The following is a 15,229-nucleotide window of genomic DNA, read 5'->3' on the forward strand; positions in this document are numbered from 1 at the left end:
GATGCCTATGGTATGATAGTGTTGCTATAAGCATTGCATACATAGGAGGAAGAATAAATGATTCATGGTCACGTAACAGCTTGGGTTTTGGCATTAATTTTATTTATTGTAGCTATATTTTTACTAAAAGGCGGAAAAGAAAAGGGCGCTAAAATTGTCCAAATGATACTGCGAGTTCTTTATTTATTGATAATTGCAACAGGTGTTGGACTACTATTCATGCTTTCCAATATTGATTTGTTGTATATACTAAAAGCAGTCGTAGGGATTTGGGTAATTGGCCTTTTTGAAATGATCCTTAGTAAGGTTGCACAAAACAGAAAAACTTCCGTTTTGTGGATACAGTTTGCTATCGCGTTCTTGCTTGTACTCTACTTAGGTTTTGATAAATTACCAATGTCCATTTTTTATGTATAATATCTGTTTATTTAACTGAGCTGTCCGGTTTCTTGGCAGCTCCTTTTTTATGCACAAAAAAGGATGACAAGAATTGCAAATAGTTTTACTATTTAAGTAAGGGGAGAGGAGTGTTTCATATGCTAGTTAGAGTTTTTGCTAATCTCCGGGAAATTTGCGGCGGAGTTGGAGTAGAGGTTAACCCGGATGGTCAACGTGTTATTGATGTACTAGATAAAATGGTTGAAATGTTTCCTGATTTAAAGAATGAAATATTTACACTTGAAAAACAACTGCTTCCATTTGTTCATGTTTTTATAAACGGAAGAAATATTATTCATTTGGAGGGTCTTGAAACCATTGTAAAAGAAACCGATCAATTTGCGTTATTTCCTCCAGTTGCAGGTGGTTAATATGCCAGAGCAGGAATTGGAGTTTCGTGGAATCAATCGGAAGCATCTTGGAATGTATTTTGAAGAGTTAGGCGGAAAACAAATGACAGATGATTTCCCCTATGTTTATAAATCTAATGAATGGTGCGGAGCAATAGTTAGGGAAGAAGAGCTTTCAATTACTTCTACATTTAAAGTCAATTCTGTACATATTCGCTTTAATGCTTCAGATGATATGACGCTTAAAGAGCTTATCAAAAATTATCGGGTGAAAACTAGAAGGATAGGCGGATAGTTAAATTTCTAAAACAAAAGGCTTCTGCAAAATATGCAGAAGCCTCCGAATATTTTATTATACTAGCTGATTTTCCGGATCGATGATTTCAAGCTCCCGAAGTTTTGCATCGGTAACTTTTCCGTTTTCCCAGCCGCGTACTTGATAGTACTCTCCAAGCATGATATCCATTCTGCTAACTTCCCCAGCACTATTACCAGAGGCAGGCTCTTCGGTGAACCGTTTTGGAAGATAGTCATCTTCTTCCTTATCGAACCCGGCGAGGTTATTATAATAACGCTCTAGGTTATAAATTCTTTCTCCAGCCTTCATCACATCATCAGCTGTCATCGAAATACCAGTCATCGCACTATATTGTTCTGCATAATGCTCCGCGTTTTCAGAAAAGGAGGAAAACTTACAAATATTCATAGAATCAGAGAATGCAAGCATATCTTGGAATACTTTTAATAACTCACCTTTTCCTTCAGGCTTAAGACGATCTGTTGGTTCTGGAATACCAGCAATCTCACTCGCAACCGTATATCCGCGTAAATGGCAGGCACCGCGGTTACTTGTTGCATAACCAAGACCAATACCTTGAATTCCACGTGGATCATAGGCAGGAATCGACTGTCCTTTTACAGACATAGAAAGCTCAGGTGCACCCCAAGAAGCTGTTGCTTTTGCAGGACCCTCTGCAAGGATGCCGCCAAAGCCTTCACGGAATGCAATTTTCTTTGTTAAATCAATCATGGAATCGGCATCGCCCCAGATGAGTTCTTCTGTGATTAACCCTTTTTCATAGGCTTCCATTGTAACAGAGAAGCAATGGCCGAGCTCAATAGTATCAAGTCCATACTCATTACACTGGTCAATCAAATAAGAGATAGCTTCCGCATCACTTAATAAGCAGTTCGAGCCAAGTGACCAGGAGGATTCAAATTCAAAGCTTTCGACTCTTGTTTTATACTTGCCATCCTTTACTTCAACCTCGATTTTGCAGCCTACAGGGCAAGCATGGCATGTATTGTTTTTAACAAGCAAATGCTGGTTTACATATTCACCACTGTGCTTTTCTGCTTCTTCCCAATGTGTGAACTGAGAATTCTTGGTAGGAAGTGCACCGACTTCATTGATAATGTTGGTTAAAACATTCGTGCCATATACGGAAAGGCCGCCTTTATTGGGTGCTGTTAATCCTCCGTCAAGGATTGCCTTTACCGCCTTTTTGTTCGCTTCTTTATATTCAGTTTCTAATTTAGGCTGTGGCATATTCCCTTTTTGAGGTGCCTTAATTACAACCGCTTTCAATTTTTTATATCCTGCAACTGCGGCTGTTCCGCCACGTCCAGCAGCTCGGTCATGCTCGTTAATAAAAGAGGCGAACTTAACTGTGTTTTCACCGGCTTGACCAATCGTCATGACACTAAGATCTTGTTCACCGTATCTTGCCTGCATCGTTTTTACTGTTTCTCTTGTTCCTTTGCCCCAAAGCTCTGACGCATCACGCAGTTCCGCCTTACCATCCTCGATATAAAGATAAACAGGCTTGTCGCTTTTACCTGTAAGGATGATATTATCGACCCCTGCCCACTTTAAGCGTGCTGCGGTCCATCCTCCCATATGAGAATCAGTGACAGTACCTGTTAACGGAGACTTCGTAACAACACAAAGACGTCCACTCATAGAAGAACGTGAGCCCGTTACAGGACCAGTCATGATACAAAGCATGTTTTCAGGCGATAATGGCTCCACTTCAGGACCGTTATCAAGTACATACTTAACTCCAAGACCTCGGCCGCCAATGTACTTTGTTGCATCTTCTTCGTTAATAGGTCTGTAATTAATCGTACCTGCTGTTAAATCAACTACCACTTCTTTGTTTAAGAAACCACCTAAATTCAATGTTTTTCCCTCTCTTTCATTAATAAATTGAAGCTTATCTCCTATTCATAGTAAAAAATATAAATAGGATATTCCTCTCAAAATTAATAAATAAACCCAATTCCTATTATACAATTATTTTTATATATTTAATATTTAAAGTTTTCTAAATTTCAATTAAAATTAACGTAGATTACGTGACTCGTTAGTATGTATTACTAATCTAGAAAAGAGGATCACATATGGACGATTTAGGACGATACGGAAGACAAATTCTTTTTTCAGGAATAGGGAAAGAGGGACAGGTGAAATTGCTGAAAAGCAAGGTGGCTATTGTCGGTGTTGGAGCACTCGGAACAGTATGTGCCAATCATTTGGTCCGATCGGGTGTGGGATACATAAGGTTAATTGATAGAGATGTAGTTGACCTTTCTAATCTGCAGCGTCAATCACTTTTTAACGAAGAAGATGTTAATCTAAATCTTCCAAAGGCAGTTGCAGCGGGGAAGAGGCTGCAAACGATTAACTCTACTGTTACTGTTGACGCCGTTATCACAGATTTAAACCTTGATAATGCAGAGGAATTATTAGAAGGATTTGATGTCATTGTTGATGGTACGGATAATTTTATGACCCGTTACTTAATCAATGATGTTGCTGTTAAGTATGGGATTCCTTGGGTCCATGGGGCAGCCGTCAGCTCAAGAGGAATGTTTGCCGTTATTAAACCTGGAATTACTCCGTGCTATCGCTGTCTATTTCCACAAGTGCCAGCTGGCAGGGGTGAAACCTGTGACACGATTGGTGTTCTGTCACCAATAACAGATATAATTGGTTCCTTTCAAGCAATGGAAGCAATTAAACTATTAATAGGAGCCTCCACAAGTTCTAACCTTGAGCAAATTGATATATGGGATACTACCTTTTTTTCAATGGATATAAGTGCAGGGAAAAATCCACAATGTCCTGCATGTGTACACCATCAATATGACTTTCTAGATCGTTCGTCAGCCCTTCAAGAAGCTTATAGTTCTCTTTGCGGTCGAGATACCGTGCAAATCTATTTTAGAGAAAAGCGCGAACGAGACTTAACAAAACTTAGTGAACACTTAAAAAAGAATGGAAAAGTTACCGGAAACCAATTTTTACTTCGGTTCTCACCTGATCCAGAAACAATCATTGTAGTATTCAAGGATGGTAGAGTTCTTGTCCATGGAACAAATGACATCGTAAAAGTAAAATCCCTCTATTCAAAATATATAGGAAACTAAAAAATAGAAAAAGGGTGTGTTTTTCTTTTTAAAGGCAATGATAAAACACATTGTTGATTGGAGTGGAAGGCGCGAGACTCCTGCAGGAGGACGGGACAGGGGAGACCCCGCAGGCGCTTTAGCGCCGAGGAGGCTTCCCGAACCGCCTGCGGAAAGCGAAGCGCCTGGAACGTAAATCAACAGACGTTATAATATAGCCTTTATGAAAAAACACACCTTTTGTCATTATGAAATCATCTTTTCGATAACCAATCGTTTTCCGGTATTTAAGGTGAATTCAAAGCGATCATTGACTTTTTCAAAATAACAAAAATGATGCTGCACATTACAGATTTGTTCCTGGTTATCGAAAACAATAAAATTTACCCCATCTCTACTTTTTTCATCTGATAAGAAAGATAGGTGATTGTAACAATAGATACAATCATATATAGAAAAATCTAACGAGTTTAATGTTGTGACAAATTGAAAAAAGGCGTCATCATTCATTCCCTCTAAAAGTCTTTCCAACGAGTAGATTAAATGCTTCCTTATTCTAACCAAATCATGGTCACGAAGCATAATGACCTCATTTCCACTTCGTATCTTCCCAGTTTCAATTAAAATTCCTTTCTTCCATCGATTAACGCGAAATATTTCAATCTCTTGTTGAAGAAAGTCATCCAGCATTGCTGCTTCTTCTGTTTCTTGATCAAAAAATATCCATTGATCACTTATTTGTTCAACTGTTCCTTCGTTATAGGCCCTCAGTTGAAAATCCAAAAGTTTCGTTCTTTGTTGTCGATTCATGTTTAACCTCCGTGCCTAATACTTCATTTTCTTTGTAGACATCTTTATGAGATTTTATAACTTGTTTATCTTTAATTTGGACAATTTACCAAATAAATTGGGCTGAATACTATAAAACATGTAACGTTTATCCAGCTTATAAACTGGAGAGAGGAGAGTATATTATGTGCGGAGTAACAGGGTGGGTTGATTTTACAATTGATATTAAGAGTGAAAAAGATACATTGGAAAAAATGGCAAATACCCTTGCGAAAAGGGGGCCAGATGAGACTAACCTTTGGCTGAAAACTCATGTTGGCTTTGGTCATAAGCGGCTGATAGTTGTGGACCCTGAAGGGGGAAGACAGCCAATGACTAAACAAAAAGATGGTATACAATATACGATTTGTTACAATGGGGAGTTGTACAATACTGAAGATATCCGCAAAATTCTCCTTACTAAAGGATATTCTTTCAAAGGTCATTCTGATACAGAAGTTCTGTTAAATGCCTATATAGAATGGGCAGAAGAGTGCGTAAATCATTTAAATGGTATCTATGCTTTTGCTATTTGGGACCAAAAGAGAGAGCAGCTTTTTATTGGACGGGATCGATTAGGAGTTAAACCATTGTTTTTTACAGAATTAAATAATGGGATTGTATTTGCTTCGGAAATAAAGGCAATTCTTGCGAACCCTGGAATGAAAACAGAGCTAGAATATGAGGGGCTTGCTGAAATTTTTGGTTTAGGACCTTCAAGGACTCCAGGATCTGGAATTTTTAAAGGCATTAAGGAGCTGCGGCCGGCACACGCCATGACATTTTCAAAAAAGGGCTTAAAGATTTGGCGCTATTGGAATGTAAAGAGTGATGTGCACAGGGATAGTGTAGAAGAAACAGCTGAAAAAGTACGTTATTTGGTAACAGATGCTGTAACAAGACAGCTTGTATCCGATGTTCCGCTTTCTACCTTCTTATCAGGCGGGCTTGATTCAAGTATTATTACCGCTATTGCTGCACAAGGCTTTAAGAACCAAGGTAAAGGTCAGCTTCATACGTATTCTATTGACTATGAAGGAAACGACCGCTTTTTCAAAGCAAACGAATTCCAGCCAAATGCGGATGAGAAGTGGATTAAAATTGTGACAAGCGAGTTTGATACAAGACACCATTTTAAAACCATTTCTCAGGAGCAATTAGTGAAAGACTTAACAGAAGCGGTTCATGTTCGTGACTGTCCTGGTATGGCTGACATTGATTCTTCCTTGCTTTGGTTTTGTAAGGAAATAAAAAAGGACTTTGTTGTTAGTCTTTCTGGGGAATGTGCGGATGAGATTTTTGGCGGTTACCCTTGGTTTCACCGCAAGGAAGATTTAGAGAGACCAGGTTTCCCTTGGATGCGTTCGGTTAATGAAAGAAATAACTTATTAAGAGCGGATTGGCAGCAAAGACTTAAATTAACGGATTACGTGATTGAAAAGTATAAGCAAGCCGTACAGGAAACTCCTAAATTGGATGGAGAAAGCATCGAAGAAGCAAAACGGCGGGAGCTTTTTTATATTAATATGACACATTTTATGACAACGCTCCTTGACCGTAAAGATAGAATGAGTATGGGAGCAAGTCTAGAAGTCAGAGTCCCTTTTGCGGACCATCGTCTTGTGGAATACGTCTGGAACATACCGTGGGATATAAAAATGGTTCATGGCAGGGAAAAGGGGATTTTAAGAAAAGCATTTGAAGGAATTATTCCTGATGAAGTACTCTATCGTAAGAAAAGTCCGTATCCAAAAACCCATAATCCAGAATATACACGTGCTGTTCAACATCAATTGAAGGAGATATTAACAGATAAGTCCTCGGTACTATACGAATTATTCAATCGAACTTTACTAAATGAACTGGTGGAATCCGGAGGTAATTCCTTCAAAGAGCCATGGTTTGGTCAGTTAATGTCAGGACCACAGCTATTGGCCTATTTTATTCAATTAGATATTTGGTTTAAAGATTACAATATTAATATAGTAAATGCCTAGACGTTTATAGTTGGATTCACAACTTTATTAGATTAAAATGAGTGTATGGAAGGGGATTGAAGATGAAAAAAACCTTGATTACACTCATTTTATTTTGTATTTTTATTTTTTCAAGCGTGCCAGCTTACGGGGCCGCAGTGGGGAAGACCCGGGAATGGCAGGATGAAACTGTATATTCCATAATGGTGGATCGTTTTTTTAATGCTAATACGAAGAATGATATTGATGTTAATACTTTAGACCCTTTAGCCTATAATGGCGGAGATTTTCAGGGAGTCATTGATAAGCTCGATTATCTTAAGGACATGGGATTCACAGCAATCCGGCTGACATCCATATTCGATAATACTGCTGGTGGGTATCATGGCTATTGGGTAAATGACTTTTATCAGCCTGATGAGCATTTTGGCTCTCTAAAGACATTTAAGAAACTTGTGCAAGAAGCACATCAACGAGATATGAAGGTACTCATTGATTTTGTAACCAATAATGTCTCCACAGAACACCCCTGGGTGAAAGATGAAACAAAGCAAAATTGGTTTAATGAGAAAAGTGATAGTAGTAATTCTAATGCTTTGCCTGATCTTAATCAGGACAACCCTGAGGTAAAAGCTTATTTAATCGATGCGGCTAAGTGGTGGATAAATGAGACGGATATAGACGGGTATAGTCTCCCTGAGGTAAATCATGTACCCGAAGCCTTTTGGAGTGATTTTTCAAATGAAGTAAAAAAGGAAAAGGATAACTTTTTTCTATTAGGGATTACTTCTCTTAACAGTAATGTTGATCCTGATAAATATAAGAATGCAGGCATTGACAGTCTTACCGCTTATCAACATAGTGAACAGTTAAGGAATGTTTTCGCTACGACCAATCGAGCTTTTAGCGAGCTGAATGAAAATAAGGTTCAAAAGCCTGAATTACAACCACAATTTTTTGATAATGAAATGACTACGAGGTTTACGAATGATATCGTAAAGAATAAACATTTTCCAGGAGCTCGCTGGAGGACTGCATTAACCTATATTTATTCTACTCCTGGTATCCCTGTTGTCTTTTATGGCAGTGAGATTGCTTTAAACGGCGGAGAAATTCCAGATAATCGGCAGCCAATGAATTTTAGGACAGAAAAGGAACTAATTGATTATATTACGAAGCTCGGCGAAGTAAGAAATCAGCTTCCTTCCTTGACGAGGGGAAGTATGGAGATGCTTTATGAAAAAAATGGAATGGCTGTTTATAAACGCGTCTACCAAGATGAAACCGCGATTATAGCCATTAATAATACAAGTGAATCTCAAAATGTAACGTTAAACAAGGAACATATTGAAGGTGGAAAAGAACTGCGCGGTATGCTTAATGGAGACCTGGTCCGGAGTAATGATGATAACCAATATGATCTCATTATTGACCGGGATGAGGCAGAGATTTATGTGTTAGCCAATAAGAGCGGAATTAATCTGACACTAATAGGTTCACTAGTAGTTGTCTACATCTTATTCACTATATTCATAATAAAAGTAAGGAAAAGAAGAAAAGAATAACGAAAAAACGCGATGCTCCTAAATGGAAGCATCGCATTTTTTCTAAGGGAATCCCCTATCCATTAATGATTTTTCCACCGTTAACATGGATGATTTGGCCGCTTACATAGGAAGAATCATCAGACGCCAGATATACATAACTTGGGGCAAGTTCATAGGGTTGCCCTGCTCTGCCCATTGGGGTATCGGTTCCAAAGCTTACGACTTGGTCTTCAGTGAATGTTGAGGGAATGAGCGGTGTCCATATCGGACCCGGTGCGACACCGTTAACTCTAATTCCTTGTGGTGCAAGTGATTTTGCCAGTGAACGTGTAAAGGTCACGATGGCACCTTTTGTAGCAGAGTAATCTAATAATTGTTCATGTCCAGCATAGGCAGTGATAGAGGTTGTATTGATAATAGCGGCACCTTGTTTCAGGTAAGGCAGTACCATTTTAGACATATAGAAATAGGAAAAAATATTGGTTCGGAAGGTTTTTTCAAGCTGAGCAGAAGTGATATTTAGCAGACTCTGTTGAGGATGCTGCTCTGCTGCATTGTTGACTAAAATATCAATTTTTCCAAATTGGTCTTTTGTTTGATTAACAATATCCTTACAAAAATCTTCATTGCCAATATCGCCGGAAAAGAGCAGGCATTTACGGCCTTCTGCTTCAACTAGTGCTTTTGTTTCTTCTGCATCCTGGTGCTCCTCTAAGTAGGAGATGGCAACATCTGCCCCTTCTTTTGCAAAATAAATGGCTACTGATTTACCAATTCCACTATCCCCGCCAGTAATAATGGCTGTTTTACCAGCTAGTTTCCCAGCACTTTTATAGTTCGAATCAACTGAAATTGGACGAGGATTCATTTCACTTTCAATGCCAGGCTGATGATTCTGATGCTGTGGTGGGAAAGCCTTCTTTTGATGTTGTTGATTATTGTTGGTCATTTATTTTACCTCCAAGGATATTTACCATTTTAGTTTGAGATATATGCACAAAAATATGAGCAAAATAAAAAAGGGTGAAAGGAATATTTCCTTTTCACCTAGTGAAAAGAGATCTCCTTTTCACCTTTTAGAGAGTTATTATCTGTAATTAAGAAATTGAACATCGACCGTTAAATCTGCTTCTCGTACCAATGAAATAATCTTTTGTAAATCATCACGGTTTTTACCGCTAACTCTGACTTGATCGTCTTGAATTTGGCTTTTTACCTTAAGACCGCTATTTTTAATAATTGTATTAATTTTTTTTGCATTTTCTTTATCAATTCCTTGAACCAGCTTTGCTCTTTGACGAACAGTCCCGCCAGACGCTTTTTCCATTTTACCATAATCAAGATTCTTCACAGGAACCCCTCTTTTGATTAACCTGCCAAGCAAGACGTCTTTTAACTGGTCCATCTTAAATTCATCATCTGAAACTAGAACAAGTTCTTCTTTATCTAGTGTAACCTCACTTTTGCTGCCTTTAAAATCATAACGGGTTTTAATTTCCTTCATTGTTGCGGTAATTGCATTATTGACTTCAGTAAATTCTACTTTGGATACAATATCAAATGATTCATCTTTGGCCATAGTAATAATACCTCCAATATATTTTTAATAACGGTATGTAATCCTGCTAAAGTTTCCCTTTATGGCTACATTATAGTAAAATATAGCAAGTCAAACAACCCTATGGACAACTATAGGAGAGAAAAGGTGAGTTAAGATGTCTTTACAAGAACTTATAGGTCAAACCGTTACTTTAACGGTAGCACGAAAAGCCGACTTCGGCTATTTTTTAACAGATGGAAATGAAGATGTTTTGCTGCATATAAATGAGGCTGACCGAGAATATGAAGAAGATGAATCCGTTGAGGTTTTTCTTTATGTTGACTCCGAAGGCAGGACGTCTGCTTCTACAACCATACCTGAAGTAGCGATTGGCAAATACGCTTGGCTTAAAGTAGTAGATTCCAACCCTCATGTTGGGGTGTTTTTGGATATTGGGATTAAAAAAGATTTATTATTAGGGATTGATGATCTTCCAGTCCATAAATCAGTCTGGCCTATGGCAGGGGATTTGGTTTATGTTACCTTAAGGGTAAATAACAATTATCTTTTATATGCAAAGCTAGCAACTGACCCTGTCATTGAATCAATTTCAACAAAGGCGACTAGGGCTGATTTTAACAAAAATATTCAAGGGCATATCTATCGGACAGCAAAGGTTGGCAGCTGGATCTATACCATTGAAGGCTATAAAGGCTTTATTCATGAGTCTCAAAGACAAAAAGAGCCGCGGTTAGGGCAAATGGCAGAAGGGCGAATTATTGATGTTAAGGAAGATGGGACAGTGAATGTTTCTTTACTGCCGAGGAAACAGGAATCACAGGATCTCGAAGCTGAACGTGTCTATGAGTATTTAATGAGCAGAAATGGTGCCATGCCATTTAATGATAAAAGTATGCCAGAGGAGATACAAGAACGTTTTCAGTTAAGTAAAGGTGCTTTTAAGCGTGCACTTGGAAAACTAATGAAAGACGGTCGAGTATATCAAGAAGGAAGCTGGACTTACTTGAAAAAAGATTAGTATATGATACATACTCTAATTCAAAATGACGGAAACTAACTATTGAAGGAATTTTGAAAGGGGTATTTATATGCCGCATACATCAGATAATGATAAAAAAGCACAAGACAATGATGCATTAAGACATGAGAAAAACATGATGCGAGAAAAAAATCGCCAAGCAGGTAAAAATCAATATTCGAAAAAAACGGACCATAAATAAGAAATAAGCGGGAGTTTTCCCGCTTATTTCTATTATGATGGCAGTTTGTTTAAAAAGAAAATGGCAATTGTGCCTGGACCTGTGTGGGCACCAACTGCTGAGCCGATAGAAGAGATGAAAACCTCTTTTGGATTTAATTCCTCCTCAATCATTGCTTTCACTTCGGAGGCTGTCTCTACAGTATCAGCGTGACTTATTCCGACAACTTGATCATTAAAGTTGTCACTGCGTTCTCTCATGATATCAAGTATTCGACGAAAAACCTTCTTTTTTCCTCGTATTTTTTCAATTGGAACGAGTTTTCCATCGTCTACATTCAAAATAGGTTTTATATTCAGTAATCCACCCAAAAAAGCCGAAGCTTTCGATACACGACCGCCTTTAGCTAAATAATCTAAGTCCTCTACTGTAAACAAATGCTCCATATGCTGACTGCGAAATAACACATCATTTAAAATTTTTTCCTTTGAGACATTTTCGGCTGCAAGCCTTGCTGCTTCTTTTACGACAAGGCCAAAACCCAGAGAAGCACATTTTGTATCGACAATCGTTAAATTAAAGTTTGGATATTTTTCTTTTACTTGGTCAAGAATCATAACAGATGTCTGATATGTACCAGATAATGCTGAAGAAAAAGCAATATATATTCCATCTTCATTATTTTCAGCCATATTAGTAAAAACTTCCTCAAATAATAAAGGAGAAACCTGAGACGTTTTCGGAACATCGCCCGCTCGTATGGCGTCATACACAGTTTTCGGATCAATTGTTTTAACATCCTCATATTCTTGCCCATTAACCTGTACCTTAAGTGGGAATAATGTGACGTTATGTGCAGAGTAAAAATCTTTTGGTAAATCGCATGCGCTGTCAGCTAGTATTTTTACCGGCATGAAGCTCACCTGCTTTCAAGCTAATATAGTTAGTTTCAGTTTATCGGTTTCACCTCAAAAATACAATTATCTGCATAGAGATAATACCTCAAAAGTTGAAGGAGATGGTGCTTTTGTTATGGCAGCAAACCAAAAAATCAATCATTGTTATTGTGGGTGCATTACTAAATGCCCTGGCAATAAATTTATTTTTAATTCCAGCAAATGTTTATTCTAGCGGATTTACTGGAATAGCACAATTATTATCGAAGGTATTAAGTGAACAAACCCCCTTGAATATTTCAATGGGATTTTTATTACTATTGCTGAATATACCAGTAGCCATTTTAGGGTGGTTGAAGGTAGGTAAATCCTTTACCATTTATAGTTTTTTAAGTGTGGCTTTATCGTCACTATTCTTAGAATTAATTCCCATTACACAAGTTTCAAAAGATATTCTCCTTAATGCGGTATTTGGCGGGGTAATACTAGCAGTTGGTGTTGGAATCACCTTGAAATGGGGGGCTTCAACTGGGGGCTTAGATATTATTGCGATGGTTTTATCAAGGATGAAAGATAAACCGATTGGCAGTTATATGTTTATTTTAAACGCATTTATTATTATTACTGCTGGATTTTTATATGGATGGGAAAAAGCCCTCTATACGATTGTTTCCTTATATGCTTCAACAAGAGTAGTGGATGCTATCCATACGAGGTATGCTAAGCTTACAGCAATGATTATTACAAAAAAGGCAGATGAGCTAAAGGCAGCTATCCATTCGAAGTTAGTAAGAGGAATTACAATGATTCCTGCAAAAGGTGCCTTTTCAAATGAATCTAGAGACATGCTGATGATTGTTATTACCCGTTATGAGCTATATGATTTGGAACGTATCCTTGCTGAGGTTGATCCAAATGCATTTACCAATATCATTCAGACAACTGGAATTTATGGATTCTTTAGGCGTGAATAAGGAGGGGGTAAAACATGAGAAGTATTTTATGTGTGATTTTGTTTCTATTTCCCTTTAGTTTAAAAGGAGAAGCAAATTATGGTGAAGACAATCATTCATTTCAATTTTCAGTAACTCCTATTGCTGGACATGAGAAGGTGGAATTCGAGATACTAATCAAAAATCCATGGGATCACCCAATTAGCTTTGAGTTTCCTACCTCTCAATATGTTGAGATTTCTGTGGCAGATGCATCTGGGCATGAGGTATATCGATATTCAAAAGGCAGATTTTTTTTACAGGCCTGGCAAACCCTTAAGATTGACCCGCATCAAACCTTTAGAAAGGTAGAAAAATGGAATTACCAAGTAAATGGAAAAAGAGTTCCTGAAGGACAATATACAGTTACTGCCACTCTCTTACCAAGAAAACTAAATGACCAACCGTTAAGTAACAACCAAAAATTAGTCAGTAAGGTAAATTTTAATATTCCAGCAGAAAATCCTGAACCATAAAGCCTTCATGATGACCGAAATTAGAAGAATTATGAAAAAGTGGTAACCATGAACAGTTCATGACACGGCCTGATGAGAAATGAAAAGCTGGCACACAAGTAATGTGCCAGCTTTTCTATTATTTCAATTGCTCAAGCTCATTTTGCATTTCTTGGAGCTGACTTTGTTCTGCGACTGTTGAATTAGCGTATGCTGAACTTAATGCATTTTTCGCTTTCGAAACCACAGAATTACGTTCAGCAGGGTCGGCCGTTTTCGCCATCTCAACAAATCTTCTTGCTTCTTGGAATAACTGGTTTCCCATCGTTATATCCCTCCAAGCGAGGAGTCACGCACATTGGACATTTTCTGGGCTTCCGCTTCAGCGTAGGTCATGTGGTAGGGAATACGTTCATCGTGTTTACTGACAGTATCCACTCCTTGCTGGACAAAGCGTTTTGATTTGTTTCGTTTACCCATTGCAATCCCTCCAATTTGGTGAGCTTGGTGTGAAGCAGTGTAAACTGCCTCACAAAAATAGTATGCTCAAATCAAAGCTTTTCATTTAGGTAAACAATGGTGAACTACTTAAATTATTTTATATTTAACAAATCTGACAAATATACTCCGATACCATCTTCCTCATTCGTAAGGGTCACTTCATTTGCAATAGATTTGACTTTATCAATCCCATTTCCCATCGCTACGCCACGGCCAGCATACTCAAGCATTTCTAAATCATTATCTTCATCGCCAAAAGCAATAATTCTTTCAGGAGGAATGTTGAAGTATTCTGAAGCCTTTTTTAATCCAACAGCCTTGCTTAAGCCTGTTTTAATAATTTCAATGACATGCCATGGTGCCGCCCAGCTGCGATGATCGATGACCTCAGCGTGAACATCTGACAAATGTTGGCGGATTTGTTTTAATTCATCTTCCTCCGTATGGATTAACAAACTAGTTGGGGAGTCTTTTAAATAATTTCGCAAATCACCAGTTGTTACATTTGGATTCCCCATACCGAATATATCTAACAGTTTTTCGTCATGATAGTGGAAATAAACATCATCAATGACTTCGGCAATAATATTGTGAAAGTTGAATGAACGGCATGCTTCTACAATGTCTTTGGCTACTTTTAAATCCAGAGGATCATGATAAAAACCCCAGCTTGAATCTAGCGGGTGATGCATAAAGGCTCCATTGAAATTCACAATGGGAGTATCAAGCTTAAGTTCGTGGTAGTAGGGTTCACTCGAACGATAGGGTCTTCCAGTTGCAATCATAACCACGTGACCTAATTCTCGAGCTTTACTTAAAACGTTTTTTGTTTTCTTAGAAATCGTTTTATCATCTTTTAATAAAGTTCCATCTAAGTCCAATGCAATTAAATGTTTTTCAGCCATAGTGACTCCTCTTTAATTGTTTTTTTATTCCATAAGTCTAAGCTTTAGATAAATAGCAAATGAAATGTTACACTACAAATGTATATAAGTACTATGTTAACAATTTTATACCTTACCTGTAAAAAAATTCACTTCATTTGAATCGGATTTCCGATATAATTAATTTACCC

General features: G+C 37.8%; 18 protein-coding genes. 10 read left to right on the forward strand and 8 right to left on the reverse strand.

What is annotated here, in order from left to right; translation table 11 throughout:
• The first annotated feature begins 57 nt into the window (after window positions 1-57).
• The 3 genes from MLOOGBEN_RS10920 to MLOOGBEN_RS10930 all read left to right on the forward strand — a co-directional run bounded on the left by MLOOGBEN_RS10920 (window position 58) and on the right by MLOOGBEN_RS10930 (window position 1,083).
• The gene (locus tag MLOOGBEN_RS10920; protein ID WP_179158289.1) at window positions 58-417 is read left to right on the forward strand and encodes a YisL family protein; all 360 of its coding nucleotides are present in this window, start codon (window positions 58-60) and stop codon (window positions 415-417) included.
• Window positions 418-536: 119 nt separating this feature from the next.
• Entirely contained in the window at window positions 537-809 is a 273-nt protein-coding gene (locus MLOOGBEN_RS10925; RefSeq protein WP_179158290.1) for a ubiquitin-like small modifier protein 1, read from the forward strand.
• Window position 810: 1 nt separating this feature from the next.
• Window positions 811-1,083, forward strand: a complete 273-nt coding sequence (locus MLOOGBEN_RS10930) for a MoaD-like domain-containing protein (protein ID WP_179158291.1) — start codon at window positions 811-813, stop codon at window positions 1,081-1,083.
• Window positions 1,084-1,140: 57 nt separating this feature from the next.
• On the opposite strand, the gene MLOOGBEN_RS10935 is transcribed toward MLOOGBEN_RS10930, so the two are convergent.
• The gene (locus tag MLOOGBEN_RS10935) at window positions 1,141-2,970 is read right to left on the reverse strand and encodes an aldehyde ferredoxin oxidoreductase family protein (RefSeq protein WP_179158292.1); all 1,830 of its coding nucleotides are present in this window, start codon (window positions 2,968-2,970) and stop codon (window positions 1,141-1,143) included.
• Window positions 2,971-3,191: 221 nt separating this feature from the next.
• Here MLOOGBEN_RS10935 and MLOOGBEN_RS10940 point away from each other — a divergent pair, with 221 nt between their 5' ends.
• Window positions 3,192-4,220, forward strand: a complete 1,029-nt coding sequence (locus MLOOGBEN_RS10940) for a ThiF family adenylyltransferase (protein WP_179158293.1) — start codon at window positions 3,192-3,194, stop codon at window positions 4,218-4,220.
• Window positions 4,221-4,445: 225 nt separating this feature from the next.
• On the opposite strand, the gene MLOOGBEN_RS10945 is transcribed toward MLOOGBEN_RS10940, so the two are convergent.
• Window positions 4,446-5,009 carry a DUF2777 domain-containing protein gene (locus MLOOGBEN_RS10945; protein ID WP_179158294.1) on the reverse strand — a complete coding sequence of 188 codons (564 nt, stop codon included), beginning with the start codon at window positions 5,007-5,009 and terminating at the stop codon, window positions 4,446-4,448.
• Window positions 5,010-5,173: 164 nt separating this feature from the next.
• Here MLOOGBEN_RS10945 and asnB point away from each other — a divergent pair, with 164 nt between their 5' ends.
• Together asnB and MLOOGBEN_RS10955 are read left to right on the forward strand one after the other, a co-directional pair.
• Window positions 5,174-7,024, forward strand: a complete 1,851-nt coding sequence (asnB, locus tag MLOOGBEN_RS10950) for an asparagine synthase (glutamine-hydrolyzing) (RefSeq protein ID WP_179158295.1) — start codon at window positions 5,174-5,176, stop codon at window positions 7,022-7,024.
• 62 nt (window positions 7,025-7,086) lie between these two features.
• Window positions 7,087-8,568 (forward strand): alpha-amylase family glycosyl hydrolase, encoded by a 1,482-nt coding sequence (locus tag MLOOGBEN_RS10955; RefSeq protein ID WP_179158296.1) that lies wholly within the window; start codon window positions 7,087-7,089, stop codon window positions 8,566-8,568.
• A gap of 55 nt (window positions 8,569-8,623) precedes the next feature.
• Here MLOOGBEN_RS10955 and MLOOGBEN_RS10960 read toward each other — a convergent pair whose 3' ends face one another.
• Both MLOOGBEN_RS10960 and MLOOGBEN_RS10965 read right to left on the reverse strand, forming a co-directional pair.
• Window positions 8,624-9,499: an SDR family oxidoreductase gene (locus MLOOGBEN_RS10960; RefSeq protein ID WP_179158297.1), complete on the reverse strand. Its 876-nt coding sequence runs from the start codon at window positions 9,497-9,499 to the stop codon at window positions 8,624-8,626.
• A 138-nt stretch (window positions 9,500-9,637) separates the two neighbouring features.
• Complete coding sequence (locus MLOOGBEN_RS10965; protein ID WP_179158298.1) at window positions 9,638-10,129, reverse strand: YajQ family cyclic di-GMP-binding protein; 492 nt, start codon at window positions 10,127-10,129, stop codon at window positions 9,638-9,640.
• Window positions 10,130-10,265: 136 nt separating this feature from the next.
• Here MLOOGBEN_RS10965 and MLOOGBEN_RS10970 point away from each other — a divergent pair, with 136 nt between their 5' ends.
• A complete protein-coding gene (locus MLOOGBEN_RS10970) occupies window positions 10,266-11,129 on the forward strand; it encodes a CvfB family protein (protein WP_179158299.1) in 864 nt (287 codons plus the stop codon).
• Between the two features lie 70 nt (window positions 11,130-11,199).
• Window positions 11,200-11,331 (forward strand): DUF3941 domain-containing protein, encoded by a 132-nt coding sequence (locus MLOOGBEN_RS10975; protein ID WP_179158300.1) that lies wholly within the window; start codon window positions 11,200-11,202, stop codon window positions 11,329-11,331.
• 32 nt (window positions 11,332-11,363) lie between these two features.
• Here the strand turns inward: MLOOGBEN_RS10975 and MLOOGBEN_RS10980 are convergent, their stop codons facing one another.
• Window positions 11,364-12,224 (reverse strand): DegV family protein, encoded by an 861-nt coding sequence (locus tag MLOOGBEN_RS10980; RefSeq protein WP_179158301.1) that lies wholly within the window; start codon window positions 12,222-12,224, stop codon window positions 11,364-11,366.
• Between the two features lie 104 nt (window positions 12,225-12,328).
• Between MLOOGBEN_RS10980 and MLOOGBEN_RS10985 the strand changes: the two genes are divergently transcribed.
• Together MLOOGBEN_RS10985 and MLOOGBEN_RS10990 are read left to right on the forward strand one after the other, a co-directional pair.
• Entirely contained in the window at window positions 12,329-13,180 is an 852-nt protein-coding gene (locus MLOOGBEN_RS10985; RefSeq protein WP_256989043.1) for a YitT family protein, read from the forward strand.
• 14 nt (window positions 13,181-13,194) lie between these two features.
• Window positions 13,195-13,674, forward strand: a complete 480-nt coding sequence (locus MLOOGBEN_RS10990) for a BsuPI-related putative proteinase inhibitor (RefSeq protein WP_179158303.1) — start codon at window positions 13,195-13,197, stop codon at window positions 13,672-13,674.
• 118 nt (window positions 13,675-13,792) lie between these two features.
• Here the strand turns inward: MLOOGBEN_RS10990 and MLOOGBEN_RS10995 are convergent, their stop codons facing one another.
• The 3 genes from MLOOGBEN_RS10995 to MLOOGBEN_RS11005 form a co-directional block, all read right to left on the reverse strand.
• On the reverse strand, window positions 13,793-13,978 hold the full coding sequence (locus tag MLOOGBEN_RS10995; RefSeq protein WP_095248599.1) for a DUF3813 domain-containing protein: 186 nt from the start codon (window positions 13,976-13,978) through the stop codon (window positions 13,793-13,795).
• A 2-nt stretch (window positions 13,979-13,980) separates the two neighbouring features.
• Entirely contained in the window at window positions 13,981-14,133 is a 153-nt protein-coding gene (locus MLOOGBEN_RS11000) for a hypothetical protein (protein ID WP_179158304.1), read from the reverse strand.
• A gap of 113 nt (window positions 14,134-14,246) precedes the next feature.
• Window positions 14,247-15,059: a Cof-type HAD-IIB family hydrolase gene (locus MLOOGBEN_RS11005; protein WP_179158305.1), complete on the reverse strand. Its 813-nt coding sequence runs from the start codon at window positions 15,057-15,059 to the stop codon at window positions 14,247-14,249.
• Window positions 15,060-15,229 lie beyond the last annotated feature (170 nt).

It is taken from the genome of Bacillus sp. EB106-08-02-XG196 (genome assembly GCF_013396335.1).
In the GTDB taxonomy this organism is placed as follows: domain Bacteria; phylum Bacillota; class Bacilli; order Bacillales; family Cytobacillaceae; genus Neobacillus.